The sequence below is a fragment of the Arthrobacter sp. NPDC080086 genome (assembly GCF_040702285.1).
Map to the genome: position 1 here is coordinate 1 of NZ_JBFBKP010000035.1, position 26,219 is coordinate 26,219.

General features: G+C 69.6%; 28 protein-coding genes. 12 read left to right on the forward strand and 16 right to left on the reverse strand.

Going from position 1 to position 26,219, the window contains the following annotated elements; all coding sequences use genetic code 11:
- Positions 1–704, forward strand: a 704-nt coding sequence (locus tag AB0305_RS13045; RefSeq protein ID WP_366173126.1) for a TOBE domain-containing protein, incomplete at its 5' end; no start/stop codon positions are given.
- Positions 705–741: 37 nt separating this feature from the next.
- Positions 742–1,821 (forward strand): SDR family oxidoreductase, encoded by a 1,080-nt coding sequence (locus AB0305_RS13050; RefSeq protein ID WP_364134327.1) that lies wholly within the window; start codon positions 742–744, stop codon positions 1,819–1,821.
- Here AB0305_RS13050 and AB0305_RS13055 read toward each other — a convergent pair.
- The 7 genes from AB0305_RS13055 to AB0305_RS13085 all read right to left on the reverse strand — a co-directional run bounded on the left by AB0305_RS13055 (position 1,818) and on the right by AB0305_RS13085 (position 8,564).
- A complete protein-coding gene (locus AB0305_RS13055) occupies positions 1,818–2,315 on the reverse strand; it encodes a carboxymuconolactone decarboxylase family protein (RefSeq protein WP_364134325.1) in 498 nt (165 codons plus the stop codon). The genes AB0305_RS13050 and AB0305_RS13055 overlap by 4 nt on opposite strands.
- Before the next feature lie 139 nt (positions 2,316–2,454).
- Entirely contained in the window at positions 2,455–3,474 is a 1,020-nt protein-coding gene (locus AB0305_RS13060; protein WP_364134323.1) for a glycerate kinase, read from the reverse strand.
- 4 nt (positions 3,475–3,478) lie between these two features.
- On the reverse strand, positions 3,479–4,411 hold the full coding sequence (locus AB0305_RS13065) for a 3-keto-5-aminohexanoate cleavage protein (protein ID WP_364134321.1): 933 nt from the start codon (positions 4,409–4,411) through the stop codon (positions 3,479–3,481).
- Between the two features lie 20 nt (positions 4,412–4,431).
- The gene (locus AB0305_RS13070; protein WP_364134318.1) at positions 4,432–5,196 is read right to left on the reverse strand and encodes an SDR family oxidoreductase; all 765 of its coding nucleotides are present in this window, start codon (positions 5,194–5,196) and stop codon (positions 4,432–4,434) included.
- A gap of 82 nt (positions 5,197–5,278) precedes the next feature.
- Complete coding sequence (locus AB0305_RS13075; RefSeq protein WP_290256342.1) at positions 5,279–6,598, reverse strand: MFS transporter; 1,320 nt, start codon at positions 6,596–6,598, stop codon at positions 5,279–5,281.
- Positions 6,599–6,698: 100 nt separating this feature from the next.
- A complete protein-coding gene (locus AB0305_RS13080; protein ID WP_364134315.1) occupies positions 6,699–7,757 on the reverse strand; it encodes a LacI family DNA-binding transcriptional regulator in 1,059 nt (352 codons plus the stop codon).
- 108 nt (positions 7,758–7,865) lie between these two features.
- On the reverse strand, positions 7,866–8,564 hold the full coding sequence (locus tag AB0305_RS13085; RefSeq protein WP_290256340.1) for a winged helix-turn-helix domain-containing protein: 699 nt from the start codon (positions 8,562–8,564) through the stop codon (positions 7,866–7,868).
- Between the two features lie 64 nt (positions 8,565–8,628).
- Between AB0305_RS13085 and AB0305_RS13090 the strand changes: the two genes are divergently transcribed.
- Positions 8,629–9,276: a flavin reductase gene (locus AB0305_RS13090; protein ID WP_364134312.1), complete on the forward strand. Its 648-nt coding sequence runs from the start codon at positions 8,629–8,631 to the stop codon at positions 9,274–9,276.
- A gap of 104 nt (positions 9,277–9,380) precedes the next feature.
- On the forward strand, positions 9,381–12,038 hold the full coding sequence (gene clpB / locus AB0305_RS13095; protein ID WP_364134309.1) for an ATP-dependent chaperone ClpB: 2,658 nt from the start codon (positions 9,381–9,383) through the stop codon (positions 12,036–12,038).
- Positions 12,039–12,065: 27 nt separating this feature from the next.
- Here clpB and AB0305_RS13100 read toward each other — a convergent pair whose 3' ends face one another.
- Positions 12,066–12,929 (reverse strand): septum formation family protein, encoded by an 864-nt coding sequence (locus AB0305_RS13100; RefSeq protein WP_364134306.1) that lies wholly within the window; start codon positions 12,927–12,929, stop codon positions 12,066–12,068.
- Between the two features lie 287 nt (positions 12,930–13,216).
- On the opposite strand from AB0305_RS13100, the gene AB0305_RS13105 reads away from it, so the two are divergent.
- Together AB0305_RS13105 and AB0305_RS13110 are read left to right on the forward strand one after the other, a co-directional pair.
- Positions 13,217–13,450, forward strand: a complete 234-nt coding sequence (locus AB0305_RS13105; RefSeq protein ID WP_290256489.1) for a DUF3073 domain-containing protein — start codon at positions 13,217–13,219, stop codon at positions 13,448–13,450.
- Positions 13,451–13,588: 138 nt separating this feature from the next.
- The gene (locus tag AB0305_RS13110) at positions 13,589–14,368 is read left to right on the forward strand and encodes a VOC family protein (protein WP_364134303.1); all 780 of its coding nucleotides are present in this window, start codon (positions 13,589–13,591) and stop codon (positions 14,366–14,368) included.
- Positions 14,369–14,460: 92 nt separating this feature from the next.
- Here AB0305_RS13110 and purM read toward each other — a convergent pair whose 3' ends face one another.
- The 3 genes from purM to AB0305_RS13125 all read right to left on the reverse strand — a co-directional run bounded on the left by purM (position 14,461) and on the right by AB0305_RS13125 (position 17,728).
- Positions 14,461–15,624, reverse strand: coding sequence for a phosphoribosylformylglycinamidine cyclo-ligase (gene purM, locus AB0305_RS13115; protein WP_364134300.1), 1,164 nt, complete (start codon positions 15,622–15,624; stop codon positions 14,461–14,463).
- Complete coding sequence (gene purF, locus AB0305_RS13120) at positions 15,621–17,309, reverse strand: amidophosphoribosyltransferase (RefSeq protein WP_290256334.1); 1,689 nt, start codon at positions 17,307–17,309, stop codon at positions 15,621–15,623. Before purF ends, purM begins: the two co-directional genes overlap by 4 nt.
- Before the next feature lie 89 nt (positions 17,310–17,398).
- Positions 17,399–17,728, reverse strand: coding sequence for a hypothetical protein (locus tag AB0305_RS13125; protein WP_290256333.1), 330 nt, complete (start codon positions 17,726–17,728; stop codon positions 17,399–17,401).
- Between the two features lie 182 nt (positions 17,729–17,910).
- On the opposite strand from AB0305_RS13125, the gene AB0305_RS13130 reads away from it, so the two are divergent.
- Positions 17,911–18,759 (forward strand): methyltransferase domain-containing protein, encoded by an 849-nt coding sequence (locus AB0305_RS13130; RefSeq protein ID WP_364134296.1) that lies wholly within the window; start codon positions 17,911–17,913, stop codon positions 18,757–18,759.
- Between the two features lie 431 nt (positions 18,760–19,190).
- Here AB0305_RS13130 and AB0305_RS13135 read toward each other — a convergent pair whose 3' ends face one another.
- The 4 genes from AB0305_RS13135 to AB0305_RS13150 form a co-directional block, all read right to left on the reverse strand.
- On the reverse strand, positions 19,191–19,880 hold the full coding sequence (locus AB0305_RS13135; RefSeq protein ID WP_364134294.1) for a hypothetical protein: 690 nt from the start codon (positions 19,878–19,880) through the stop codon (positions 19,191–19,193).
- 230 nt (positions 19,881–20,110) lie between these two features.
- Positions 20,111–20,587, reverse strand: a complete 477-nt coding sequence (gene bcp / locus AB0305_RS13140; protein ID WP_364134291.1) for a thioredoxin-dependent thiol peroxidase — start codon at positions 20,585–20,587, stop codon at positions 20,111–20,113.
- 82 nt (positions 20,588–20,669) lie between these two features.
- Positions 20,670–21,476 carry a TIM barrel protein gene (locus AB0305_RS13145; RefSeq protein WP_364134289.1) on the reverse strand — a complete coding sequence of 269 codons (807 nt, stop codon included), beginning with the start codon at positions 21,474–21,476 and terminating at the stop codon, positions 20,670–20,672.
- A gap of 10 nt (positions 21,477–21,486) precedes the next feature.
- The gene (locus AB0305_RS13150; protein ID WP_290256328.1) at positions 21,487–21,651 is read right to left on the reverse strand and encodes a glycine zipper domain-containing protein; all 165 of its coding nucleotides are present in this window, start codon (positions 21,649–21,651) and stop codon (positions 21,487–21,489) included.
- A gap of 73 nt (positions 21,652–21,724) precedes the next feature.
- Here AB0305_RS13150 and AB0305_RS13155 point away from each other — a divergent pair, with 73 nt between their 5' ends.
- From AB0305_RS13155 to AB0305_RS13170, 4 genes are all read left to right on the forward strand, one after another.
- Positions 21,725–22,708 carry an aldo/keto reductase gene (locus tag AB0305_RS13155; protein WP_290256327.1) on the forward strand — a complete coding sequence of 328 codons (984 nt, stop codon included), beginning with the start codon at positions 21,725–21,727 and terminating at the stop codon, positions 22,706–22,708.
- Between the two features lie 84 nt (positions 22,709–22,792).
- Positions 22,793–23,443 (forward strand): uracil-DNA glycosylase, encoded by a 651-nt coding sequence (locus AB0305_RS13160; RefSeq protein WP_364134693.1) that lies wholly within the window; start codon positions 22,793–22,795, stop codon positions 23,441–23,443.
- A gap of 65 nt (positions 23,444–23,508) precedes the next feature.
- On the forward strand, positions 23,509–23,748 hold the full coding sequence (locus tag AB0305_RS13165; RefSeq protein ID WP_364134286.1) for a hypothetical protein: 240 nt from the start codon (positions 23,509–23,511) through the stop codon (positions 23,746–23,748).
- Between the two features lie 124 nt (positions 23,749–23,872).
- Complete coding sequence (locus AB0305_RS13170; RefSeq protein ID WP_364134284.1) at positions 23,873–24,880, forward strand: serine hydrolase; 1,008 nt, start codon at positions 23,873–23,875, stop codon at positions 24,878–24,880.
- 122 nt (positions 24,881–25,002) lie between these two features.
- Here AB0305_RS13170 and AB0305_RS13175 read toward each other — a convergent pair whose 3' ends face one another.
- A complete protein-coding gene (locus tag AB0305_RS13175) occupies positions 25,003–25,839 on the reverse strand; it encodes an alpha/beta hydrolase (RefSeq protein ID WP_364134282.1) in 837 nt (278 codons plus the stop codon).
- A gap of 192 nt (positions 25,840–26,031) precedes the next feature.
- On the opposite strand from AB0305_RS13175, the gene AB0305_RS13180 reads away from it, so the two are divergent.
- Complete coding sequence (locus tag AB0305_RS13180; RefSeq protein ID WP_364134280.1) at positions 26,032–26,193, forward strand: hypothetical protein; 162 nt, start codon at positions 26,032–26,034, stop codon at positions 26,191–26,193.
- Positions 26,194–26,219: the final 26 nt, after the last annotated feature.

The following is a 26,219-nucleotide window of genomic DNA, read 5'->3' on the forward strand; positions in this document are numbered from 1 at the left end:
GCCGCCGGCCCGGCGAACTCTCCGGCGGCCAGGCCCAGCGGGTGGCGGTGGCGCGCGCGCTCGCGGCCGACCCGGGCCTGCTGCTGCTGGACGAGCCGATGGCCGCCCTGGATGTCCACGCCGCGCCCCTGCTGCGGCGCCTGCTGAAACGGGTCCTGACCGGCCGCCGCGCCATCATCGTCACCCACGACGTCCTGGACGCCTACATGCTCGCGGACACGGTCGTGGTGCTCGAGGCAGGCCGGATCGTGGAGCAGGGGCCCACCCGCGAGGTGCTCACGCGGCCACGGAGCAGGTTCGCCGCCGGACTGGCCGGGCTCAACCTCATCCCCGGCACCGTGACGGCCGCCGGACTGCTGCCGGACCCGGCCGGCGGAGGGCCGGGAGGCCCGGGTGCCCAGGGTTCCCCGGTGACAGAGCTTGCTGGCCGGCACGAGGACACCCCGATCCCGGGCCAGGCAGGCGTGGCGGCGTTCCCGCCGTCGGCCGTCTCCGTCTTCCCGGACCAGCCGCACGGCAGCCCGCGCAACGCCTTCGCCGTCACCGTCACGGACCTGGAGCCGCACGGTGACCAGATCAGGGTCAGGGCGGGCGACCTCGCCGCGGACATCACCCCCGCCGCGTCGGCGGACCTGTCCCTGGCGCCGGGGGTGCGGGCCTACTTCGTGGTCAAGGCGGCGGCGGTCTCGATCTATCCGGCCTAGGGTGGAGGGAGCCCCACCCGCAACCAGGAGGAATACCGTGCAGCACTCTGAAACAGGCCAAGGACAGACCGCGCTGGTGGTCGGCGCCAGCGGGATCGCCGGATCGGCCCTGGTCGACCTCCTCGCCGGCACCGGCTGGGACGTCCTGGCCCTGACCCGCAGCGGTGCCGTCCTCCCCGGTGCCCGCTCCATCGCGGCGGACCTCGGCTCCCCGGAAAGCCTTGCCGCGGCCATGGGCGGCGAGCGGCCCACCCACGTGTTCTTCACCGCCTGGTCCAGGCAGGACACGGAACAGGACAACATCCGAGTCAACACCGCGCTGCTGGGGAACCTGCTGGGCGCCGTCTCCCACAGTCCCGTCCGCCACGTTGCCCTCATGACCGGCCTGAAGCACTACCTCGGCCCGTTCGAGGCCTACGGCGAGGGCGAGATGCCGGACACGCCGTTCCACGAGGAGGAGCCCCGGCTGCCTGTCGCCAACTTCTACTACAACCAGGAGGACGAGCTCTGGACCGCCGCGGAGCGGCAGGGCTTCACCTGGTCCGTGCACCGGGCCCACACCGTGATCGGCCACGCCGTGGGCAACGCGATGAACATGGGCCTCACCCTCGCCGTGCAGGCCTCGCTCTGCAAGGAACTCGGCAGGCCGTTCATCTTCCCGGGCTCCGAAACGCAGTGGAACAGCCTGACGGACATGACGGACAGCGGCCTGCTGGCCGAGCACATGGTCTGGGCGGCGACCGACGACGGCGCGGCGAACCAGGCGTACAACGTGGTCAACGGCGACGTCTTCCGCTGGCGCTGGATGTGGCCGCGGCTGGCCGCCTACTTCGGCGTCGAACCCGTCGGCTTCGAGGGCGCACCCCGGCCGCTGGAAATCCAGATGCAGGGCATGGAGCAGACCTGGGCGGACCTCGCGGCCCGGAACGTCCTTGCGGAGCCGGACCTGGGCCGGGTCTCGTCCTGGTGGCACACCGACGGCGACCTCGGCCGCAATATCGAGGTGCTGGCGGATATGAGTAAGAGCCGGGTGGCCGGGTTCACCGGGTACCGCCGCACCCTCGACTCGTTCACGGATCTGTTCGACAGGTTCCGGGCGGACCGGCTGATTCCCTAGCGGGCGCGGACCGGGTGCTGGCTGACGATCGAGACCCGGTTGAAGGCGTTCATGGCGATTGCCAGCCAGCTGATCGCGGAGAACTCCGCCTCGCTCAGCTGCTGCCGGGCCGCCCAGCCCTCGTGTTCCCGGGCCGCCTGGTCCGAAATGTCGGTGATCGCCTCGGCGAGGGTCAGGGCGGCCCGCTCCTTGGCGCTGAACAGATCCGTGTCCCGCCAGGCCGGCAGGACCGCCAGGCGCTGAGCGGTTTCACCGTTCTTGACGGCGTCGTGGACGTGCAGGTCCAGGCAGAACGCACAGCCGTTGATCTGCGAGATCCGCACGTTCAACAGTTCGATCAGCGCCTGGTCCAGGCCGGCCTCGGTCGCGGCCTCCTTGGCCTTCAGGCCCAGGCCGTTGAGGGCCCGCCACGCGGCGGGGTGCTCCTTGTCCAGAAACAGGCGGCCGGGGGAACTGTTGCGATCGCCGTGCTCTGCGGCGGAAGTCTCTTTCATGACCCCAGCGTACCGACACGCCAGACGGACCCGCAGAGCAGCATGTGACAACTTTGTCATATGTGTGACACACTCTGTGTGTAGCACTTATCCGATCCGGTCGTCGGTTCCTTGGGGGAACCGACAGCCGGATCGTTTGCTATGCGGGGGTGGACGGGGATACGCCAGTCTGCGGGGCGCCCGCCGAACCGGCCCTGACCAGTGACGCCCCGGCCGCCACGAGGTCCTTGCCGGTGCTGGCGACCGTGATCCCGGCGAAGTTCTCCGCGTAGGCACCCAGGTCCTCGTGGAGGGAGCCGACGACGGCGTGGACCGGGGTGGCGCCGCTCCGGGCCAGGATGGCGGCGATGATCTTGCCCTGCCCGGTCTGGGAGTCCAGCCGGCCCTCGCCGACCACCACCGCCTCGCTGGCGGCGGCCAGGGCGTCGAAGCCGAGCAGGTCAAGGACATGGTCCGCGCCGGAGACCAGCCGGGCCCCGTACCGCGCCCACATTCCGCCAGAGAATCCCCCGGCGGCGCCCGTGCGGTCCACGGCCCGCGGGTCGCGGCCCAGGTCCCGGGAGAACCGGTCCGCCAGGGCCTCGAGCCGCAGAGTCAACGTCTCCACGTCGGCCGGTCCGGCTCCCTTCTGGGGCCCGAAAACCCGGGCCGCGTCGCCGAAACGGGTGGTCACGTCGCTGAGGACCACCACCTCGGCGCCGTTGAGGCCGCCGCGGTCCTCGATCGCCGCGATGGCCCCGGCGCCGCCGTCGGTGGTGGCGGAGCCCCCGGCGGCCACCAGCAGGCGCCGCGCCCCGTGCCGGACGGCCTCGGCCATCATCACCCCGGTCCCGTACGTGCTGGCCCGGACGGGATCCCGGTCGCCGGCGGTGGGCAGGTTCAATCCGCTGGCGAACGCGAGTTCGACGACGGCGGTGCCGTCGGAGGCCAGCGCAAAGACCGTCTCGACGTCGTCGCCCCAGGGACCCACGGTGCGGACCCGGACCGGCCGGGCGTCCAGGCCGCGGGCCAGCACCTCGAAGGTTCCCTCGCCGCCGTCGGCCACCGGCAGCTCTACGGCGGTTCCTCCCGCTGAACGGATTCCGGCGGCGATGTGGGCGGCGACCTCGCCGGCGTCGAAGGTGCCCTTGAAGCTGTCCGGGGCGACGAGGATGGCCACGGCCCTAGAATCCGACCTGGTCACGGCCCTTGAGCTGCAGCATCTCACGGGCTTCGTCCGGGGTCGCCACCTCGAAGTTGAGCGCCTCCAGGATCGTGCGGATCCGGGTGACCTGCTCGGCGTTGGAGGCGGCGAGCTGGCCGGGGCCGATCCACAGCGAGTCCTCCAGGCCGACGCGGACGTGGGATCCCATGGCCGCGCCGATCGTGGCAAGCGGCATCTGGTTCTTGCCGGCGCCCAGGATGGACCACTGGTAGTCCTCGCCCAGGAGTCGGTCCGCAGTGCGGCGCATGTGCATCAGGTCCTCGGGGTGAGCCCCGATGCCGCCGAGCAGGCCGAAGACGGACTGCACGAACAGCGGTCCGCGGGCCAGCCCGCGGGCGTGGAAGTGGGCCAGGTTGTTCAGGTGCGAGATGTCGTAGCACTCGAATTCGAACCGGGTGCCGTTGTCGTTGCCGATGCCGAGGATGGTCTCGATGTCCTGGAAGGTGTTCTTGAAGACCAGGTCGCGGCTCTTCTCAAGACCCTCCCGTTCCCACTCGTGGCCGAACTCGGTGAAACGGTCCAGCATCGGGTAGAGGCCGAAGTTCATCGACCCCATGTTCAGCGAGGCGAGTTCCGGCTTAAACAGCGCGGCCGGCTGCATCCGCTCCTCCACGCTCATGTGGGGCGAGCCGCCGGTGGTGATGTTGATGACGGCGTCGGTGTTGCGCTTGAGCTTGTCCAGGATTGGCGCGAAGTGCTCCGGGTCCTGGGAGGGCCGGCCGTCCTTCGGGTCGCGGGCGTGCATGTGCACGATCGCGGCGCCGGCCGCCGCGGCGCCGATCGCGGCGTCGGCGATCTCGTCCGGGGTGACCGGCAGGTGCGGGGACATGGAGGGGGTGTGGATGGCGCCGGTGACGGCGCTGGTGATGATGACTTTGCGTGCAGCAGCCATGGGAATCGCTCCTTCGGGACTCAGTACAGCTTCTCGGTGTTGCCGTCGACCGCGAGGGCCTGGCCGTTGACGTTGCGGGCCAGGTTGCTCGCGGCGAAGGCGGCCATGTTGGCGATGTCCTCGGCCTCGATCAGCCGTCCCAGCGAGGACTGGTTGTGGTACAGCTCGGAGACCTGTTCCTCGGGCAGGTCGAGCATCTGCGCCTTGGCGGCGATGACGGCGTCGATCCGGGGGCCGTTGACGGCGCCCGGGCAGATGGCGTTGACCCGGATCCGGTCCGGGCCCAGCTCGATCGCGAGGGTCTTGGTCAGCCCTACGACGGCCCACTTGGACGCCGAATACGCGCTGCGGCCGGCCATGCCGAGCCGGCCGGCGGCGGAGGAGAGGTTCACGATCGAGGCGTCGGTGCCCTGCCGGAGCAGCGGAAGCGCGTGCTTGATGCAGTAGAACTGGCCGTGGATGTTGACGTCGAAGGTGGCCTTCCAGGCGCCGGCGTCGAGGGTCTCCAGCGGGCCGGTGGGCCCGGCGATCCCGGCGTTGTTGACCAGCACGTCCAGGCCGCCGAGTTCCGCGGCCACCGTGTCCATGAGTTCGCGGACCTGCGCTTCGTCGGAGACGTCGCTGACGGCGGCCGAGAGCCCGTTGACCTGCGCTTTCTCGACGGCGTCGGGGTCAATGTCGGTGACGAAGACGCTGGCTCCGAGGTCCTTGAACTTGGTGGCGATGGCCAGGCCGATGCCGTTGGCACCGGCGGTGACCAAAACGCGTTTGGCGGTGAAATCCATGACTTTTTCCTTGCGGTGGGGAGTGGGACCGTTCCGCCGGCCCTTGGGGGCGGTACCGGCGGAACGGAGTGTGGGAGGCCGGCTAGTGGGCGGCGGGGACGGTGTCCGGGGTTTCGGTGCCCCGCTTGAGCAGCAGGGACAGCAGTGCCCCGACGATGCACACGGCCACGATGAACCACAGGCCCGAGAGCTTGGAGCCGGTGGCGTCCTGCATGAAGCCCATGACGTAGGGGCCGAGGAACCCGCCGAGCAGGCCGATGGTGTTGACGAAGGCGATGCCGCCGGCCAGGGCGGAGCCGCTGAGGCGCGTTGCCGGGTAGGTGAAGAGGATCGGCTGCAGGGCGAAGAAGTTGAATGCGGCCAGGCAGAAGCCGATCATGCCCAGCAGCGGACCGCCCACGGCGCCGAGGGCAAAGCCGGCGATGATGCCGGTCATGGTTCCGGTGACCAGGAGCCGGGAACGCTTGGCGTCGGTGGCGAACCGGGGCAGCAGCAGGGCTCCGGCGGCGGAGAAGATCCACGGAATGGACGTCAGCAGGCCGATCTGCAGCGGGTTGAGCTTTCCGTAGGTGCCGATGATGGACGGCAGGAAATAGGACAGGGCGTAGACGGCGATCTGGTGGGCGAAGTAGACGCCGACGACCAGCAGGATCTGCTTGTCCTTCATGGCGTCGAGGAGCCGGTGGTTGCCGGAGGCTTCCGCGCCGGCCTTCTCCTCGGCTGCGATCCGGGCCTCGAGGTCGGCGGCTTCTTCGGCGGTGAGGAAGGTGGATTTGCTGGGCCGGTCCGGCAGCTTCTTCCAGACGACGTAGGCGAGGACGCAGGCGGGAAGGCCCTCCACCAGGAACATCCACTGCCAGCCGTGCAGGCCGGCGAAGCCGTCCATGGTCAGGAGCAGGCCGCCGAGCGGGGCGCCCACGATGTTGGCGATCGAGACGCCGAGCAGGAACATGCCGTTGGCCTTGGCGCGGTCCTTGACCACGAACCACTGGGTGAGGAAGTACATGACGCCGGGGAAGAGCCCGGCCTCGGCGATGCCGAGCAGCATCCGCATGATGTAGAACGACCATTCGCCTTGGACGAAGGCCATTCCGGCGGAGATCAGGCCCCAGGTGATCATGATCCGCATGATCCAGAAGCGTGCGCCAACCTTGTGCATGATGAGGTTGGACGGAATCTCGGAGAGGGCGTAGGTCAGGAAGAACAGGCCCGCTCCGATGCCGTACGCGGTAGCGGAGATCCCGAGATCGATCTCGAGGCGGTCCTTGGCCATGCCGATGTTGGTGCGGTCCAGGAACGCCATGATGTAGGCGCCGATGAGCAGCGGCATGACCCTGCGGAGGATGACGCCGTTGATTTGTTGCGGTGTACGCATCGTCGTTGGTGCGGAAACAACTGACATGGTTCTTCGTCCTTGAATTGGGGTCAGGTTGATGGGACGCCGGGCAGCCGGAGGGCAGCCCGGATACTGGCTGGTGGTGCGGGGTGAACGGGAAGGAAGGTCAGACACCCGCCGGTGGGCAGCCGCAGGTGCGGCCGACGTGGAGCCGGTGGGGGCAGACCAGGGAGGTGTAGCTGCGGGACGGGGCGTCGATGCGCTGCAGCAGCATGGCGAAGGCCTCCTGCGCCATGTCCTGCTGCGGCTGGACGATGCTGGTGAGGTTGATCAGTCCGGAGCGGCTGTGCGGCAGCCCGTCGCAGCCGGCCACCGCCACATCCTCCGGGATGCGCAGGCCGCGTGCCATCGCATACTCCATGACGCCAATGGCGAGTTCGTCGCTGCCGCAGACCACGGCGCGCGGCGGGTTGCCGCCGGCGAAGAGCCGTTCGGCGGCCAGGCGGCCGCCTTCGTTGTTGACGCGGGTGCTGATTTTCCGGTCCCCGCTGATGACGACGCCGGCGGCGGCCGCCGTGCGGACGAACGCCTGCTCCCGGGCCAGCGACGCCGTCGAGACGCGCGGTCCGATCACGGTGGCGATTTCCGTGTAACCGTGGCCCAGCATGTGCTGCATCAGCTCGGTCGCGGCCGCGTCGTCGTCGATGCCGACGAAGTCGGCGTCGAGGAAGTCGGCCCGCCGGGACAGGCAGACGTAGGGGATGCGTGCGGCCCTCAGGGTTCGGAGGGCGCGGGCATCGTCCCGGAGTGAGGCGGCGAGGATGACGCCGTCCACCGCGCGGTTGGCGAGGGTCGCCGTAACCTGGGCCAGGATCTCGGGGTCGTCCTGGGTGGTGGCCACGAAGACTTCATAGCCGGAGTCGGCCGCGGAGGAGATGACCCCCTGGGCCCAGCGCGGGAACATCGGGTTGATGATGTTCGGAAGGATGAGTCCCACCACCCGGCTGCGCTGCAGGTCCGTGGACTGCGAGGACTTACGGGGTCTGAAGCCCAGCTCGTTGGCCACGTGGATGATGTGGCGGCGGGTTTCGGGGGAAACCCCGGCCTTGCCGTTCAAGACGTAGGACACCGACGCGGCGGACACGCCGGCGGCCCTGGCCACCGCCGCCGCGGATACCGGCGAAAGAGGGCGATCCGCGGATGCTGTGAGAGTGCGGTCCTGCATCACGGGCCTCCTTCACTGGTGTTGGCGTGATGTGACGTCAGTTACGCTATTTTGCCGCTTGAGCGTTAAGCAACGTTAAGTTGCCCCCGGCACTCCTCAGCGCCCGGCCTACAAGCCGGGGAGGGTCGTTAGCAGCCCCTCCCGGGCGAAGACCTGCGCACCCTCGGCCGTCAGGCGGATCGAGCGCGGATGGGATCCCCGCCTCAGCCACCCGTGCTCCAGCGCCGTCGTCACCAGGAGGTCGGGCAGGATTCCGGCGGCGTGGTCGAGCCGCTCGGTCCAGTCGAGGCAGGGCCGGACGAGCGGGCGGGACGGGCGTGCCGGGAGTTCGATCCCCAACGAGCGGGCCCACGCGTGTCCGGCGTCCGTGAGATCCCATCCAGTGGGAGTGACCAGCCCCGCGCGCCGCCAGTCCAGGGCCAGCGCAACCCCCAGGGCTCCCGCGAGATGGCCGTAGCAGGTCCGGCCGTGCTGCAGTTCGGCGTCGTTCTTGTGCTCCCGGTAACCCGAGGCGGCCGGGCGGCTCGCCGGGGCCAGGGCGATCAGCGCCTCAATCGACCCGGCGACGGCGGAGTTCTTGAGGCGTACGTAGCGGTGCCTCCCCTGCCGGACCTCCTCGAGCAGGCCGGCGTCCACCAACTGATTGAGGTGCGCCGTGGCCGTGCCCCGGCTGATGCCGGCGCTCGCGGCCATCTCGGCCGCGGTCCGGGCGCGGGTGTCCATCAGGGCCACGAGCATGGTTGCCCGCGACGCGTTTCCCATGGCCTGGGCAATCGACGCGAGATCCTCGGCCCACTGTGACGGCATCCTTCGATCTAATCACGGGCACGGTTTGGCCGGCGGCGAACTGTCCAGCGGTGAGGATTGACCCATGTTCAGCACCATTACGCCCGGCGCCCATTACTTCGGCTCGCTGGTGGCCCTCCTGACCACCGAGAATCCCGACGGCAGCACCAACATCACGCCCATGTCATCGGCGTGGTCGCTGGGGGACCACTTCGTCCTCGGCCTGAGTTCGCTGCACCAGGGGTTCGCCAACCTCATCCGGACGGGCGAGGTGGTTCTGAACCTCCCGGACGAGGCCATGGCCGGCAGCATCGAGCGCATCGCCATGACCACGGGCTCGCCGGAGGTCCCCCGGGAAAAGGCCGGGATGTACCGGTCGGAACCGGATAAGTGGTCCCTGGCAGGGTGGACGCCGATGCCAAGCGAGACAATGGCACCGCAGCGCATCTCCGAAGCCCCCGTCCACATCGAGGCGGGCCTGGAGAACGCCTGGCCGCTGGATGAGGGCCTGCACGCGGTCCAAGTCCGGGTCCGCCGGGTCCATGCCCGGCATGACCTGGTGCTCGATTCCGGCCGCGTCGATGTCGCGGCATGGTCGCCGGTGTTCTATACCTTCCGGCACTACTTCGGGCAGGGCAGACACCTCGGGGAAAACCGCCGGGCCGAGCAGCGGTTTCCCGGCCGGGGCCGCCCCCGCGCGGTAGGCGGGGGTGCGGGGAACCTGCGCCCCTAGACAGCGGTTTCGCCGTGGGCAAACATGGAGCCACAGAGGGTCTGGAAAAAGTTGAGCGGGGTACACTCAACTTAGCAATCAGTCCCACCCGGAAGGAGCTCTCTTTGGACGCCAAATTCACCACCAAGAGCCAGGAGGCTCTTTCGGCTGCAGCCATGAACGCCTCGACGGCCGGCAACCCGCAGCTGGAGCCGGCGCACCTGCTCAAGGCGCTCATGGACCAGCGCGAGGGCGTCGCCGTCGCGCTGCTGCGCGCCACGGGCACGGATCCGGATGCCGTCAGCGTCCAGGCGAGCTCCGCCATCAAGGCCCTCCCGTCCACCTCGGGCAGCTCGGTGCAGCAGGCCCAGCTGTCACGCACCGCCATGCAGGCGATCAAGAACGCCCAGAATGAGGCCGAGCGCCTCGGCGACACCTTCGTCTCCACCGAGCACCTGCTGCTGGGCCTCGCGTCCGGCAACGACGACGTCGGCCGGCTGCTGCGTGAGGCCGGCGCCTCCCACGAGGCGCTGCTCGCCGCGCTGCCCGGGGTCCGCGGCGACCGCAAGGTGGACAACGCGGACCCGGAGAACACCTTCCAGGCCCTGGAGAAGTTCGGCACGGACCTGACCGCCGTCGCCCGCTCCGGCAAGCTGGACCCGGTGATCGGCCGCGACGCCGAGATCCGCCGCATCATCCAGGTCCTCAGCCGCCGCACCAAGAACAACCCCGTGATCATCGGCGAGCCCGGCGTCGGCAAGACCGCCGTCGTCGAGGGCCTCGCCCAGCGCATCGTCGCCGGCGACGTGCCCGAAAGCCTGCGCGGCAAGACCCTGATCGCCCTGGACCTGGCCTCCATGGTGGCCGGGGCCAAGTACCGCGGCGAATTCGAGGAACGGCTGAAGGCGGTCCTGGAGGAGATCAAGAACTCCGAGGGCCAGATCGTCACCTTCATCGACGAACTGCACACCGTGGTGGGCGCCGGCGCCTCCGGTGACAGCTCGATGGACGCCGGCAACATGCTCAAGCCCATGCTGGCCCGCGGCGAACTGCGCCTGATCGGTGCCACCACGCTGGACGAATACCGCGAGAACATCGAGAAGGACCCGGCCCTGGAGCGCCGCTTCCAGCAGGTCTTTGTCGGCGAGCCGAGCGTCGAGGACACCATCGGCATCCTCCGCGGCCTCAAGGAACGCTACGAGGCCCACCACAAGGTCTCCATCGCCGACTCCGCCCTGGTGGCCGCCGCGACCCTCTCCAACCGGTACATCTCCGGCCGCCAGTTGCCGGACAAGGCCATCGACCTGGTGGACGAGGCCGCCTCCCGGCTCCGGATGGAGATCGACTCCGCGCCGGAGGAAATCGACCAGCTGCAGCGCCAGGTGGACCGGCTGACCATGGAGGAACTGGCCCTGACCGGTGAGACCGACCCGGCGTCGGTGGAACGGCTGGAGGCCCTCCGGGCGGACATGGCGGACAAGAAGGAAGAGCTCGCCGGCCTGAACGCGCGGTGGGAGTCGGAGAAGGCCGGCCTGAACCGCGTGGGTGACCTGCGCGCCCGGCTCGATGAGCTGCGGTCCGCCGCGGACAAGGCCCAGCGCGAGGGTGACCTGGAGGCCGCCTCCCGGATCCTCTACGGTGAGATTCCCGCGCTGGAACGGGAACTGACGGCCGCCGCCGAGGCGGAGGCCGCCGTGCCGGACAAGTCCGGGCAGATGGTGGCCGATGAGGTGACCGCCGACGACATCGCCGAGGTCATCTCCGCCTGGACCGGCATCCCCGCCGGCCGCATGCTGCAGGGCGAGAGCCAGAAGCTGCTGGAGATGGAGCATGTCCTGGGCGAGCGGCTGATCGGCCAGGCCAAGGCCGTCACCGCAGTGTCCGACGCCGTCCGCCGCGCCCGCGCCGGCATCAGCGACCCCAATCGGCCCACCGGCTCGTTCCTCTTCCTGGGCCCCACCGGGGTCGGCAAGACCGAGCTGGCCAAATCCCTGGCCGACTTCCTCTTCGATGACGAGCGCGCCATGGTCCGGATTGACATGTCCGAGTACTCGGAGAAGCACTCCGTGGCCCGGCTGGTGGGTGCCCCTCCGGGCTACGTCGGCTACGAGGAAGGCGGCCAGCTGACCGAGGCCGTCCGCCGCCGGCCGTATTCCGTGCTGCTGCTCGACGAGGTGGAGAAGGCCCACCCGGAGGTCTTCGACATCCTCCTGCAGGTGCTCGACGACGGCCGTCTCACCGATGGGCAGGGCCGCACCGTGGACTTCCGCAACGTGATTCTGGTGCTGACGTCCAACCTTGGCAGCCAGTTCCTGGTGGATCCGACCCTGGACGCCGCCGCCAAGCGGGACGCCGTCATGGCCACCGTGCACGCCTCCTTCAAGCCGGAGTTCCTGAACCGGCTTGACGAGGTGGTGCTGTTCGACCCGCTGACCGTGGAGGAACTCGCCCACATCGTGGAACTGCAGGTCAAGGAGCTGGGCGAACGGCTCAAGGGCCGGCGCCTGACCCTGGAGGTCTCCGAGGGGGCCCGCGCCTGGCTGGCCGTCACCGGCTACGATCCGGCCTACGGCGCCCGCCCGCTGCGCCGGCTGGTGCAGCGCGAGATCGGCGACCGGCTGGCCAAGGCCATCCTCGCCGGGGAGATCGCCGACGGCGACACTGTGGTGGTGGACACCGCCCCGGACCTGATGGAGCTCACGATGGGCGGCCCGGACGTCTCGGCCCGGCCCGACGGCGGCGCCTCCACCGGCAGCGGGCTCTCGGTCCGCCGCAAGGACTAGTGTCGTGGGAGCAACCCGGCCGGACCGCTACGGTAGCAGGGACTCCATGATGACGTTCCCGGCGTCCGAGGCGGCGTAGCAGTCCACCCGCCGGTCTCCCGTACCCCAGCTCGATGAGCTGGGGTACGCGAGTTTGTAGCTCAGGGCGTAGTTGCCGGACTTCTCGGTCAGCTGCGCGGCCTTGCAGGCGTCCAGCGCTTTCTGCTTCAGCACGTCCCGGCCGGGGTAGGCGTCCGAGGCGGCGTAGGACTCGACCTGGATCAGCTGCGCCGAATGCGCGGTGTCGCACGCGACCACGGTGGATTTGGCGGCGTTGGCGTCGAAGTCCTTGAAGCAGTCGCCCAGCCGGTAGTCCAGCGGGCTGACGTTCTCCAGCGGCAGCGCTCCCCGCTCGGCGGTGGGGGACGCGGAGCTGCCGGCGGGCGCGGGCGCACCCGAGTCCCGGGAGCCGCCCGCCAGCGCGGCGATCCACCAGATGAGCAGTGCCAGGACGACGACGGCGGCGACGCCGGCGATCAGCTTTGTCCGGCCGGGGCGGCGCACGGCTGCCGTGGCCCGGGCCGCGAGGCCGCGGGCCTTGGCGACGGCGCCCGAGGCGCGGAGCTGGCCCATCCGGTCGGAGAGCAGCTGCCCCACCTGTCCCGTGGGGGAGGTGCGGCGGGTGCGGTTCGTTGCGGTCTGCGGGTCCGGTTCGCCGGAGGGGGAAGCTGCGGCAGGGACCCTGGCGAATGAGGACGTCGGCGGGGCGGCGGGCCGGGGCGGAATGACAGTGCCGAAGGGGGCGCGGGGCGCCTGGGGTGCCCCGCCGCCGTCGGCGTTCACCGGCGGAACCGCGGGGTTACGGGCGTCGCCGTCCCCGGCCGTAGCGTCGCTGTCCGGCTTTTCGCTCACTCGGAACCCACCTTTTCAGTACATCTGGCCAGCCTGACGGTCCGGCTGGGCCCCGCTGGTGGGAGGCCCATCAGGAGACTCTATCGAATATGCCACGAAGGTTACGTTCCGGTAACCTCGCGCGTGCGTGGCGGAGAAGGCCGGGGAAGTGCCCTTAGCCTCCGCCGGCAAGCGGTACCTGCCGAAAGCATGTAATCTAGGTGTACGACAAATTGACCAATCATTCCGGGGCCTCACCGATCGCCAAGGTGACCACCTCCGGTCCAAGTACAAAAGGGGGTCACGCCATGGGGCGCGGCCGTCAAAAGGCAAAAGCTACCAAGCAGGCTCGGGACATCAAGTACTACTCCCCGAACACTGACTATTCCGCCCTGCAGCGCGAGCTGACGGGCCCGGGAAGTCGTCCCTCGAGCCACTTCGCGGATGAACCGGTTGAACCGGATTATTCGGCTTACGTGGATAAGTACGCGGACGATGTGGAAGAAGACGACGACGAGGTTGACACCCGTCGCATCGGCTAGTCGTTCCCTTTCCGGCGCGGTCCTTGAGCGCCGGACGTGATTTTCAGCCCGCCGGGCGCATCCCTACTGGGTGTGCCCGGCGGGCTTTCGCATGCCCTCACCGATTCCCGTTGCCGGGACCGTTTGAAAGGAGCCAGCATGGCGTTTCATAAGGCCTACGCCCCGGGCGAGGTGTGCTGGGCGGATCTCCAGACCCCTGACGTCGCGGCGGCCAAGGAGTTCTATGGCGCGCTGTTCGGCTGGCGCTTCGAGGACCTGCCCACCCCGGACGGCCGCAGCTATGCCAAGGCGTTCCTCGGCGGAGACCTGGTGTCCGTGATTGCCCCGCAGAACCCGGCGCAGGGCCAGTCCGGTACCCCGGCCCAGTGGAACGTGTACTTCGCCGTGGACGACGCCGCCGGGCTCGCCGCGGACGTGCCGCACACCGGAGGTGCGGTGGACTTCGGCCCGGAAGCGGTGGGTGACACCGGCACCATGGTCTTCTTCACCCCTCCCAGCGGAGGCACCACCGGAGCCTGGCAGCCCGGCACGCACATCGGGGCCGCCCGCGCCGGTGAGGCCGGGGCACTGTCCTGGGTGGAGCTCCTCACGCCCGAACCGCAGCGCGCCGTCGGGTGCTTCCAGACGCTCTTCGGCCACGAGGTCACCGAGTACCCGCAGGACGACGGCGGCACCTACACCACCCTGATGGTCGACGGCGTCGAGGTGGCCGGGATCGCCACCGTCCCGGCCGCCGAGAAGCACCTGGACCCGGGCTGGCAGGTGTACTTCGGCGTCGACAGCGTCCCCGCGGCCGTGGAAGCCGCCCGCGCCGCCGGCGCGACCGTCCTGGTCGAACCCGAAGAGGGCGAGGACGCCGGCGCCATCGCGACCATCATGGACCCGCAGGGCGGCGTGATCAGCCTGCTGGAGGTCTAGGCCCCTCCGGACGCGGACCTCACGGCCTCCACGCTTAAACACCACGGGCGCTCCCCACGATGGTGGGAAGCGCCCGGACGGTGGTTCAGTAACTAGCCGGCGTACGCGTTGACCATCCGCACGGCGCCGCCGTCGACGCCCTTGGCGCCCTGGACGTAATCCGGGCCGGACTTGTCGATTGAGTCGGAGTTCTCCCCGACGGTGCCCATGACCCAGGACGGCAGGCCGCGGGCGTTCAGGTGGGCCACGGCGGCGTCGGCGGCTTCGGGGGAGACGATCGCGACCATGCCGACGCCCACGTTGAGGGTCCGTTCGAGGTCGGCCAGCGGGACGTTGCCCAGCTCGGAGACCAGCTTGAAGATGGCCGGCAGCTGCCAGGTGGCGCGGTCCACGGTGGCCAGCAGGCCCTGCGGGAGGACGCGGGCCAGGTTGGCGGCCAGGCCGCCGCCGGTGACGTGGCTGAAGCCGTGGACACCCTTGGGACCGTTGACCGGGAAGGTGCGGGCCAGGTCCAGGCAGTCCGCGGCGTAGACGCGGGTGGGCTCCAGCAGTTCCTCGCCCAGGGTGCGTTCGAACTCGGAGACCTCGCGGTCCAGCGCCCAGCCGGCGTGGTTGATGACGCGGCGGACCAGGGAGTAGCCGTTGGAGTGCAGGCCGGAGGAGGCCATGCCGATCACCACGTCGCCGGAGCGGACGCGGTCCGGGCCCAGCAGGGAATCGGCCTCGACCACGCCGGTCGCGGCACCGGCGACGTCGTACTCGTGCTCGCCCAGCAGGCCCGGGTGCTCCGCGGTTTCGCCACCCACCAGGGCGGTGCCGGCCACCGAGCAGGCGGCGGCGATGCCGCGGACGATGTCCGCGATGCGCTCGGGGACCACCTTGCCGCAGGCGATGTAGTCGGTCATGTAGAGCGGTTCGGCGCCCACCACGACGATGTCGTCCACCACCATGCCCACCAGGTCGAAGCCGATGGTGTCGTGGATGTCCATGGCCTGGGCGATGGCGACCTTGGTGCCGACGCCGTCGGTGGAGGTGGCCAGCAGGGGACGCTGGTAGGTCAGCAGCCGGGAGACATCGAACAGGCCGGCGAAGCCGCCCACCCCGCCGATCACGGAGGAGTTGTGCGTGGCCTTGACGGCGTCCTTCATGAGTTCGACGGCGCGGTCGCCCGCTTCGACGTCGACGCCGGCGGAGGCGTAGGTGATGCCGGGGGTTCCGGCGTCGTTGGTGTCAGCGGCCGGGGAGGCGGAAGTCATACTGGCTCTTTCTTGTCGGCATCAAGCTGGTCGGCGGGGACGCGGTCGGCGTCGGTGAGCAGTCCTTCGAATTCGGCATCCGGGCCCGGGTCGCAGCCGGTGGCGCCGGCCTTCTCCGCCGGGTCCTCGCCGACCGGGATGGCGGCGTCGGCGTCGGCCGTGGCTCCGGAGGTGGCGCCCGGGGTCCCGGGGGTGGCGGCCATGGCGGGCAGGCTCTTGGCTTCCGTGCGCTCGAGCAGGTTCTTGCCGAGCTTCTCCGCGCCGGGGAGCTCGATCGGGTACTTGCCGGTGAAGCAGGCGGTGCAGAGGCGTTCGCGCGGCTGCCGGGTGGCGCCGATCATGCCGTCCTCGGAAATGTAGGCCAGCGAGTCCGCGCCGATGGCCTGGGAAATTTCCTCGATGGTGGCGCCGTTGGCGATCAGCTCGGCCCGGGAGGCGAAGTCGATGCCGTAGAAGCAGGGCCACTTGACCGGCGGGGAGGAGATCTTCACGTGCACGGCGGCGGCGCCGGCCTCGCGGAGCATCCGGACGATCGCGCGCTGGGTGTTGCCGCGGACGATCGAGTCGTCCACCACCACCACGCGCTTGCCGCGGATCACGGACTCAAGGGCGTTGAGCTTGAGCCGGATGCCGAGCTGGCGCAGGGTCTGCGACGGCTGGATGAACGTGCGGCCCACGTAGGCGTTCTTGACGAAGCCGTGCGCGAAGGGGATGCCGGATTCCTCGGCGTAGCCGACGGCGGCGGGGGTACCGGATTCCGGCACCGGGATGACGATGTCCGCTTCCTGGGTGTTCTCGCGGGCCAACTGGCGGCCCATCTCCACACGGGATTCGTAGACCGAGCGGCCGGCAATCGCGGCGTCGGGACGGGCCAGGTAGACGTATTCGAAGACGCAACCTGCCGGCGTCGCCTCAGCGAAGCGCTGGGAGCGGACGCCCTGTTCGTCGATGGCGATGAATTCGCCCGGCTCGATCTCGCGGATGAAGCTCGCACCCACCGTGGCGAGGGCGGACTGCTCGGAGGCGACCACCCAGCCGCGCTCCAGCCGGCCGAGGACCAGCGGGCGGATGCCGTAGGTGTCGCGGGCGGCGTAGAGGGTGCCCTCGTCCATGAAGACGAAGCAGAAGCCGCCCTTGATCTTAGGCAGCAGTTCCAGGGCGGTCTCTTCGAGGGACTTGCCCTCCTCGCCCTCCAGCAGGGCGGTGACCAGGGCGGTGTCCGAGGTGTTGCCCTGCTTCATCTCACCGGTCAGCTGGCCGCCGTTGCGGTCCATGATCATGGCCTTGAGCTCGGCCGTGTTGGTGAGGTTGCCGTTGTGGGCCAGGGCCACCGTGCCGGTGGCCGTCGCACCGAGGGTGGGCTGGGCGTTGGCCCAGTGGCTCGCGCCGGTGGTGGAGTACCGGCAGTGGCCGACGGCGAGGTGCCCGGTCAGGGTGTTCAGCGTGGTCTCGTCGAAGACCTGGGACACGAGGCCCATGTCCTTGTAGACGTTGATCCGCTTGCCGTCGCTGGTCGCAATGCCAGCCGACTCCTGGCCACGGTGCTGCAACGCGTACAGCCCGTAATAGGTGAGTTTTGCTACCTCTTCGCCGGGAGCCCAGACGCCGAAGACGCCACATGCGTCCTGCGGGCCTTTTTCGCCAGAGAGAAGGTCATGAGAAAGTTTTCCGTCGCCGCGTGCCACTGGTCGATTATCTCACGTTGAGTGGGGGTGCCGCTCCGAGGGGATCGAATGTGACCCCTCGGGGGATGAGGGGCCCTTTCGTTGCCTGCCTAGGCGCGGTCTTCGTCATCGGTGTCCGGCACCGAATCGGGGACGGATTCGACGACGGCGCGCTCGGACCGGCGCACGCTGACCCGGTCCAGGATCAGCGCGACGATGGCGCCGACAATCGCTCCGCCGGCGATGCAGAAGGTCAGGAAGAACCCGAAGACGGCGTTGGCGTCGTAGCTCTGGTCGCTGGTGGGGATCCCGTAGGCGATCACCGCGGCCACGACGATGCCCAGCAGGCCGCCCGCGATCAGGAACGGGACGTACTTCGGAGCGCGGCGGACGGTGACGGATCGGCGTTCGGGCGCTACGGGGGTGTCTTCGGGAGCCATGCCTTTAAGCCTACTGTCCTCCGGCCGGTGCGGATCCCGCGCCGATACCGGACCGGCGCGGCCCGGACCCGGGGTGCGCCCGTCCGTTTCGGCAGCGGGAAAAGGGACCCTAGCGTGCGACGGTCCCGGGGAGCAGACTGGTCTGCGGGGGAGGGTGCGGTCCGGACTGTGAGGAAAGCACCATGTCAGTCTCCGCGGAGAACCTCCGGGATCAGCAGCGGGTCATCTGGGACTCCTTCGCCGCCGGTTGGAAGAAGTGGGACGCGGAGGTGCTCGGCTGGCAGGGTCCATTCGGCGACGCCGTCCTCGACGACGCCCGTTTGGGCCCGGACTTTGCGGTGCTGGACGTGGCCGCCGGAACGGGTGAACCCGGCCTGACCGCCGCCTCCCTTGTTCCGCGGGGCACCGTGGCGCTGACGGATATTTCCGCCGGGATGCTGCACGTAGCGGAGGAGAAGGCCGCGGCTGCGCGGCTGGGAAATGTCAGTTTCACGGTCTGCGCCGCGGTGGACCTCCCATTTCCGGATGCCTCGTTCGACGCCGTCCTCTGCCGCTTTGGGTTCCTGTACTTCCCGGACCTTCGGGCAGCCCTGGCCCGGATGGTGCGGACGGCCCGGCCCGGTGCCCGGATCAGCGCGGCGGTGTGGGGCCGGGCAGCGCAGAACCCCTGGGCGACCCTGGTCCTGGGCTCCCTCGCCCAGCATGCCGGCCTGATGCCGCCCCCGGTCTGGATGCCGGGAGTGTTCCGTTGCTCCGCCCCGGGCTTCCTGCCGGCCCTGTTCCGGGATGCAGGGCTGGTGGACGTGACGGAGCGATCTCTCAGCGCCGACCTGATCCACGAGTCACCGGAAAGCTACTGGCAGTTCATGACGGAGATCGCCACCACGGTATGCCTCGGCCTCGCCCAGGCCGACCCGGAAGCGCAGTCCCTGATCCGCTCCGACGTCTTCCAGATGCTGGGCCGCTACGAACACGAGGGCGCCATCCGCCTGCGCTCGACCGCGACCATCGTCTCCGGCACCCGGCCGTAGCCGGCGGGTGCCTGGCACGAGGCAGCTTGGGTGGGTGCCGGGACCGTGGCCGCGGGGTTTTCGGGTTTCCGCTACGGTTCCGGACCGGCGCGTACCGGGTCCGGGGCGCGCCGGTCCGGAATCGGCGCCGCTGTCCGAAACCGCAGCGGATCTGACCCCAGGTTGGCGGGGCCTCATGGGCCGCACGATCTCAGCCTGCGGCGCGGAACCCGTTCTGTGTCGAGGAAGGCTGCAAACCGTTCCGGACTCGCCAGTTCTGTCCAGGTCCAGCGGATGACCCGGCGGCCGGTGGAGCGGATGCGGTCCTCACGCCGCTTCTCCGCGATCACCACCTCCGAGGGGGTCCGGCCCTGCAGGAACTCGGCCCGTTGATACTTCACCGCGCCGTCGAACTCACCGCAGAGGCGCTCCAGCTCCCACTCGAAATCGGTTTAGCCGGCCAATCCGCGGGCGTCCCGGATTTCTGCTTGGAGGACCGGGGCCTGGAAACCCAACCGGTGCATCAGCGCGCGGCTGACCGATTCTCCCGGTGACCCGGCCCCGGCATCCGCGAAGTCCACGGCCGCTCTGATCCTGCGAGCGGCCGCTGCCGAGTAGGAACAGCCAACGCCCGCCAGGAGTTCGTCCTTCGTCAGTGGCGGGAGCTCCGGACGCGGCGAGAGGACGTGGTCGACGACCGTGACTGCCTGTTCGAAGCTCTCGAATGCCGCCAGGTCCAAGACGGTCCGGAGCCGTGAAGTCACCAGCAGCCCGGCCCTCTCCTCGACCTCCAGCCCGTCCGGATCGACGAAATGCCGCCTGACGCCGGCCCGCGAACGGCCGCCGCCGTCGTCGAACGTGCATGCATGTACCAGTGCCGAGCGGCCCAGCAGCGGCAGCCCCCACAGGGCCGCGGCCGACTGACGGCAGAACACGGTCCGGGACTGCAGCGTGCTGGCCGCCGCGAAGATCAGCAGCGGATACCGGTCCCAGAACGGCAGGGCATGCCAAACGGACGCCGGAACATAGACGCCCTGCCGGATCCGCCGGAGCTCACCGGCACTCGCGCGGCGGCAGAGAGTCCGAACATCCCGGCCGAGCCGGGCCGAATCGCTGCTGAGGATGAGGGACGAAGGAGTCATGCGTCCACAGTGCGCCGCCTCCGTCACCGGAGCGACGGAGGCATGCGGCTATGTGGAGAAAGCCGGGGGCGGAAGGCCGCGCCTGGTTTTCGCTATGGTTCCGGACGAGCGCCCGCCGGACCCGGGGTGCGTCCGTCCGGAACCGCAGCGGATATCCGGAACAGCCGCGTAGACCCCAACCCGGCCGCGAGCTGCGCACCGGACCCCGCGAACTGAACCGCACCCGCCCGCTAGACCCCCAGCTCGGCCTTCAGCGCTGCGACGTGGCCGTCGGCCTTGACCTGGTACTGCGCCAGCGTGACCTTGCCCTCCGGGTCCAGGACCACGGTGGAACGGACGATTCCCTCGGTGATCTCGCCGCGGACCAGCTTCTCGCCCCAGGCGCCGTAGGCCAGCGCCACGGCGTGGTCCTCGTCCGAGAGCAGCGGGAAGGTCAGGGCGAAGTCGCCGGTGAAGTGGGCCAGGGCGTCCGGGGCGTCGGGGGAGATGCCCAGGACCTCGTAGCCGGAGCCCTGCAGCGAGGCGAGGTTGTCGCGGAAGTCGCAGGCCTCGGTGGTGCATCCGGGGGTCGCCGCCTGCGGGTAGAAGTACACGATGACGTTCTTGCCGCGGTAATCGGCCAGCGAGACGGGCTTTCCCTCGGCGTCGGGCAGGGTGAATTCGGGGGCCGGGGTTCCGGGCTGAAGCTTGACGGGGGCCTGGCTCATGGGAGCTCCTTTGGTCGGGTGGGCCTGATCTGTGGTGCACAACGCCGGCCGCCGGGACCCTATTCCGCGGGGCCGAACAGCCTCACCGAGCGTGCCGGTCCGCTTGCCGTCGCGCCCAGTCGAAGGCGGATTCGGCGGGGGCCATGTACTCCAGTCCCACCCGGCCGGCGTAGCCGAGTTCGCGGCTGCGGCCGATCCACCGTTCCAGTGGCAGGTCGCCGGTTCCCGGGGCGCCGCGGCCCGGCGCGTCGGCGATCTGGACGTGGCCGAAGTCCGCCGCGTGCGCCTCGATGACGGCGTCGACGTCGTCGCCGTTGACGGCGAGGTGGTAGAAATCGGCCAGCAGCCGGACGTTTTCGGTGCCGGTCTCCCGCTGCACCCGGCCGATCACGTCCACCGCGTCCGCCGCGCGGCGCAGCGGGTAGTGCGGGGCGTTGCTGACCGGTTCGAGCAGCACGGTCCCGCCGATCCGGCCGACCGCCGCGGCCGCCGCGGCGAGGTTCGAGACCGCCAGCTCGTCCTGGGATTCGGGTGTGTGGCCGTCCTGCCGGTTGCCGTACAACGCGTTGAAGAGCGTGCAGCCGAGCCGCGCGCCGATACCGGCGACGACGTCGGCGTTGTCCCGGAATTCCGCCTCCCGGCCCGGCCACGAGACTAGGCCCCGGTCCCCGCCGGGCATGTCCCCGGCGTTGAAGTTCAGTCCGGTCAGCTGCACCCCGGCGTCGGTGATGGCGCGCTCGAACCGGGTCACCTCGGCGTCGCCGGGCACGGACGTGGCGAACGGCCACCAGAATTCGACGGCGTCGAAGCCGGCGGCCCGCGCCGCGGCCGGGCGTTCCAGCAGCGGGAGTTCGGTGAGGAGAATCGAGCAGTTCACGGTGAACGTCATGGCGGTGCTCCTAGCGGCGCTTGCGCGGGTCGCGGCGCGCGGCGAGGCCCACCAGGGCCCCGACGGCGACGCCGATGAGCAGCCCGGTGAAGGGCTTGTCCGCGGTGGCCACCCCGACCGCATAGCCGATGGCCGCACCGATGAGCATCCCGATCCACAGCGACTCGTATTTCACAGGCTCAGGCTAGCAAGCCCGCGGCCGGTCCCCGCCATGTTCCACTGTCGGTGGCCGGGCCTATAGTCGGACCATGGAACAGCGACTCTTGGGCAAGACCGGTAGGAATGTCTCCGTGATCGGGCTGGGGACCTGGCAGCTCGGCGCGGACTGGGGCACCGTGGACGCGGCGGAAGCGCAGGCCATTCTCGGCGCCTCGGCGGAGGCCGGCGTGACGTTCTTCGACACCGCGGACGTCTACGGGGACGGCCGGAGCGAGCAGGCCATCGGCGCCTTCCTCGCCGCGAACCCGGACCTGGACATCACCGTGGCCACCAAGATGGGCCGCCGGGTGGAGCAGCGGCCGGAAAATTACACCCTGGAGAATTTCCGCGCGTGGACGGACCGCTCCCGCCGCAACCTCGGCGTTGACCAGCTGGATCTGGTCCAGCTGCACTGCCCGCCCACGGCCGTCTACAGCAACGCGGAGGTTTACGATGCGCTGGACACGCTCGTGGCGGAGGGCGCCATCCGTCACTACGGCGTCAGCGTGGAGCGGGTGGATGAGGCCATGGAGGCGCTCCGGCACGAGGGCACGGCCACGGTGCAGATCATCCTGAACGCGTTCCGGCTCAAGCCGCTGGACGAGTTGCTGCCGGCGGCGCAGGCGGCGGGCGTAGGCATCATCACCCGCGTGCCGCTCGCCTCCGGGCTGCTCTCGGGCAAGTACACGCCGGAGACCACGTTCGCCCCGGACGATCACCGCAATTACAACCGGAGCGGCTCGGCGTTCGACGTCGGCGAGACGTTCTCCGGCGTGGATTTCGAGGAGGGGCTGAAGGCGGTGGCGGAGTTCGAGCAGTTGGTGCCCGACGGCGTCAGCACCGCCCAGGCGGCGCTCGCCTGGGTGGCGGCGCAGGACGGCGTCAGCACGGTGATCCCGGGTGCCCGCAGCGTGGACCAGGCGCGGGCCAACGCGGAGGCGGCATCCGTCCGGGGCATCGACGCCACGTTCGACGTCGGCGTCCACGAAATCTACGACCGCTACTTCCGGGCGGCGATCCACCCGCGCTGGTAGCGGCTCATCCCGCTGGCACTTCCCATGACGACGCGGCCCCTGACGACGCAGCCCATGGCGACGGCGGCGATGACGACGGCGGCGATGACGACGGCGGCGATCCACGGTTTCGTGCGGCGGCTGGCCGCCGCGGAAACGGGCCCTGCCTGCAACAACTTCTTCGCCGACACCGTTCCCGCGAACGCCGTCCGGCGCCGGAACCTGGAGCTCTACCTGCAGGCGCTGTTGGACCGGCGGCCACCGGTGTTGCTGCTGGGTGAGGCGCCGGGTTTCCGCGGCATGCGGCTCACCGGCGTGCCGTTCACCAACCGTTCGATGTTCACCGGAGCGCCCAACCACTTCGGCCTGTTCGGCAAGGACCAGGGCTACGAAGTCCCGCCGGACGCCGCCGGGGTTGCCGTCGAGCCGACCGCCACCGTGATGTGGGAGGTCCAGGCTGAGCTCGACTTCCTGCCCCTGCTCTGGAGCGCCTGCCCCTGGCACACCCACCGGCCGGGCCAACCGCAGTCCAACCGCACCCCCTCGGCGGCCGAAGCGGCGGCGGGCATCCCCTTCCGGGAGGAACTGATGGCGCTGTTTGGAATCTCCACCGTGGTGGCAGTCGGCAACATCGCCCACCGGAGCCTGCTTCGCAGCGGCGTCCACGCCCCGAAGATCCGTCACCCGGCCCACGGTGGCCGGGCGGAATTCAAGCGCGGGCTGGAGGAACTGTTCGACGCCGGGATGCCCCGGTAACCGCCCGCCCAGGGGCCCACGGGGCTAGGGTGGGGTAAACGCCAGCCGCGGACGAAAGGCACACCATGAGCGACCCGAACCAGCCCGGAACCGAACCCTCCGGCCTGCGTGGCCCCGGCGACCCGGACTCCGCCCCGAAGGAACAGCCGCAGCCGGAAGCAGAAGCCGCCGGGAACATCCGCGAGGAGCAGATGACCCAGGCCGCAGGCACCGTCCCGGCCGCCTACGTCGGCCCGGAAGACGAGCACGCGGGAGGCAAGCCCGAAGACACCGCGGCCGAGGGCACCTGGGACGACGAGGTCTAGCCACGGGGGCATAGCGGGTCCAGGCATCCGGCCCCGTGCTTGGGCTGGAAGCGCCGCCTTGACGGGCGGCCAAGCTCCAGCCGTTTCATAGCTCCGGCATAGCTTCGAGGGCTAGCTTGTTCCCATGGAAAACAGCACGTCCCGGCAGGGCCGCACCACCACATCGGCCCACAGACCCGGGCCGACGCCCTCCCGGACTTTCCGGCGCCGACGGGCTGTTGTCCTCGCGGGCTCGACCCTCTTGCTGGGCGCGCTGCTGACCACCGGTATCCATGCCCTCGCGAACTCCCGCGTGGCGCCGTCGTCGCCCGTGGCGGCTGCCGCTCCCACCGTGAACGCCCCTGCCCCCGCCTCCCCGGCAACTCCGGTGCCCGCCTCCGCCGTCGCCGCCCCTTCAGTCGCTCCCGCAGCAGCCGCTTCCACTGCCACCCCTGCTGGCACGATCGACGCCGGCCTCGACGCGAAGATCAACGCCATCATCGACGCCAACCCGGAGTACCAAATCGGTGTCGCGCTGCAGGACATCACGGCCGGCGACGCGGTGCACCAATACGGCGTGGAAGAGCAGTTCGAAGCCGCCAGCACCGCCAAGGTCTTGGCCGCGGCCGCCTACTACCATCTGGTGGAAACCGGGGAGGCGACCCTGACCGGAACGCTCGGCGCCTACTCCGCCGGCTTCCAGCTCCAGGCCATGGTCCAGCAGAGCGACAACGATTCCTGGTCGCTGATCATGGACGCGATCGGCCACAGCAACCTCTCCGACTACGCGTCCGCCCTGGGAATCCAGTACACCCCGGAGAGCAACACCCTGGCGCCGGCGGACACGGCCCGCATCCTGACCGACCTCTACTCCGGCAAGCTGCTTGACCCCGCGGACACCTCCCAGCTGCTGTCAACTATGCAGGACACCAACGATGAGACCCTCATCCCGGCCGCCGTCCCCGCCGGCATCACCGTGTTTCACAAGTACGGCCTGCTCGGCGGCGAACTGCACGACGCCGGCATCCTCGCCAAGGACGGCCGCGCCTACGCCCTGGTCGTCTACACCAAGGGCGACGACCTGGACAGTGTCCCCGAGCGGACCGACATCATCCACCAGATCACCGGCGCGGTAACCGGCGCCCTGTTCTGACCGCGGTTGTGGTCCCTAACCGCGCCGGAAACGGAAAACCGCGCCGGTTCCGGATCGGCGCACCCCGGGTCAGGGGCGCACCGGTCCGGAATCGGTGCGGAATGCGGGAATCGGCGCGGAAGTTACTTCGCCAGGAAGCCCAGTAGCGCCTCGTTGACCTCGGCGGCGTGGGTCCAGAGCATGCCGTGCGGCGCGCCCTCGATCTCGATGTACTCCGCGCTCGGCAGGGCCTTGGCGAAGCGCCGGCCCGTGGCATCGATCGGCAGGATGTTGTCGGCGGTGCCATGCACAATCAGGGAAGGCACATCGATTTTGGCGACGTCGGCGCGGAAGTCGGTCAGCCAGGTCGGCTGGGCGGCGACGGACGCGGTGGGTCCGGCCGAGCTGGCCAGGTTCCAGCCGGCGCGCATGACCTCCTCGCTGAGCCGCGGGGTGCCCAGGAAGGAGTCGCTGTTGTAGAAGTTCTTGAAGAAGTCGGTGAAAAACGCATACCGGTCCGCGGTGACCGCTTCGAGCAGGCCGTCGAACACGGACTGCGGGACGCCGTCGGGGTTGTCGTCCGCCTGCAGCAGGTAGGGCTCCAGCGAGCCGAGGAAAACGGCCTTCGCCACCCGGGAGGAGCCGTAGCGGCCCAGGTACCGGCCAACCTCGCCGGTGCCCATTGAGAAGCCGACCAGGACGGCATCGTTCAGGTCCAGCCCGTTCATCAGGGTGTCCAGATCGGCAGCGAACGTGTCGTAGTCATAGCCGTCGGTGGGCTTGCTGGACTTGCCGAAGCCGCGGCGGTCGTAGGTGATCACACGGTAGCCTGCGGAGAGCAGCGCAGTGGTCTGCTTCTCCCAGGATGAGCCGTCCAACGGGTAGCCGTGGATCAGGACTACGGGCTGGCCGCTGCCGTGATCCTCGTAGTAAAGCTCGACGTCGGTGGTGTTCTCGGTTCCAACCTTGATGTAAGCCATGGAGCGGTCCTCTCGGTACTGTCGTGTTCTGATCTGTACGGTCTGACGTCTCTGCGGGCAGCTGCGCCGCTGAAGGGAAGCGCCCGCTAAAGGGGAGCAACGACCGGTGGCGGCCGACTGTTCCTGCGGCTTGCAGAAAATACCCCCAGGGGTATACTGAGGCTACGAAGACCTACAACAAGGGAGTAGCGAATGTGCCGTGCAGTGACCTGCAGGAAATGCGGAAAGACCACTTGGGCCGGCTGTGGCCAGCACGTTGACCAGGTGATGCGCGGCGTCAAGGCCGCGGACCGCTGCAAGGGCCACGAGAACGAGCCCAAGACCGGCTTCTTCGCCAAGCTCTTCGGCCGCTGATCCCTCGGCGCGAGCGCCCCTGAACC

Excerpts from the sequence above, each read along its gene's own strand:
- AB0305_RS13055 (WP_364134325.1), bottom strand. The coding sequence starts at position 2,315 with ATGAAAGAGACTTCCGCCGCAGAGCACGGCGATCGCAACAGTTCCCCC.
- AB0305_RS13065 (WP_364134321.1), bottom strand. The coding sequence starts at position 4,411 with ATGGCTGCTGCACGCAAAGTCATCATCACCAGCGCCGTCACCGGCGCC.
- AB0305_RS13070 (WP_364134318.1), bottom strand. The coding sequence starts at position 5,196 with ATGGATTTCACCGCCAAACGCGTTTTGGTCACCGCCGGTGCCAACGGC.
- AB0305_RS13075 (WP_290256342.1), bottom strand. The coding sequence starts at position 6,598 with ATGTCAGTTGTTTCCGCACCAACGACGATGCGTACACCGCAACAAATC.
- AB0305_RS13080 (WP_364134315.1), bottom strand. The coding sequence starts at position 7,757 with ATGCAGGACCGCACTCTCACAGCATCCGCGGATCGCCCTCTTTCGCCG.
- AB0305_RS13085 (WP_290256340.1), bottom strand. The coding sequence starts at position 8,564 with ATGCCGTCACAGTGGGCCGAGGATCTCGCGTCGATTGCCCAGGCCATG.
- AB0305_RS13090 (WP_364134312.1), top strand. The coding sequence starts at position 8,629 with ATGTTCAGCACCATTACGCCCGGCGCCCATTACTTCGGCTCGCTGGTG.
- AB0305_RS13105 (WP_290256489.1), top strand. The coding sequence starts at position 13,217 with ATGGGGCGCGGCCGTCAAAAGGCAAAAGCTACCAAGCAGGCTCGGGAC.
- AB0305_RS13110 (WP_364134303.1), top strand. The coding sequence starts at position 13,589 with ATGGCGTTTCATAAGGCCTACGCCCCGGGCGAGGTGTGCTGGGCGGAT.
- purM (WP_364134300.1), bottom strand. The coding sequence starts at position 15,624 with ATGACTTCCGCCTCCCCGGCCGCTGACACCAACGACGCCGGAACCCCC.
- AB0305_RS13125 (WP_290256333.1), bottom strand. The coding sequence starts at position 17,728 with ATGGCTCCCGAAGACACCCCCGTAGCGCCCGAACGCCGATCCGTCACC.
- AB0305_RS13130 (WP_364134296.1), top strand. The coding sequence starts at position 17,911 with ATGTCAGTCTCCGCGGAGAACCTCCGGGATCAGCAGCGGGTCATCTGG.
- AB0305_RS13135 (WP_364134294.1), bottom strand. The coding sequence starts at position 19,880 with ATGACTCCTTCGTCCCTCATCCTCAGCAGCGATTCGGCCCGGCTCGGC.
- bcp (WP_364134291.1), bottom strand. The coding sequence starts at position 20,587 with ATGAGCCAGGCCCCCGTCAAGCTTCAGCCCGGAACCCCGGCCCCCGAA.
- AB0305_RS13145 (WP_364134289.1), bottom strand. The coding sequence starts at position 21,476 with ATGACGTTCACCGTGAACTGCTCGATTCTCCTCACCGAACTCCCGCTG.
- AB0305_RS13155 (WP_290256327.1), top strand. The coding sequence starts at position 21,725 with ATGGAACAGCGACTCTTGGGCAAGACCGGTAGGAATGTCTCCGTGATC.
- AB0305_RS13160 (WP_364134693.1), top strand. The coding sequence starts at position 22,793 with ATGACGACGGCGGCGATCCACGGTTTCGTGCGGCGGCTGGCCGCCGCG.
- AB0305_RS13165 (WP_364134286.1), top strand. The coding sequence starts at position 23,509 with ATGAGCGACCCGAACCAGCCCGGAACCGAACCCTCCGGCCTGCGTGGC.
- AB0305_RS13170 (WP_364134284.1), top strand. The coding sequence starts at position 23,873 with ATGGAAAACAGCACGTCCCGGCAGGGCCGCACCACCACATCGGCCCAC.
- AB0305_RS13175 (WP_364134282.1), bottom strand. The coding sequence starts at position 25,839 with ATGGCTTACATCAAGGTTGGAACCGAGAACACCACCGACGTCGAGCTT.
- AB0305_RS13180 (WP_364134280.1), top strand. The coding sequence starts at position 26,032 with ATGTGCCGTGCAGTGACCTGCAGGAAATGCGGAAAGACCACTTGGGCC.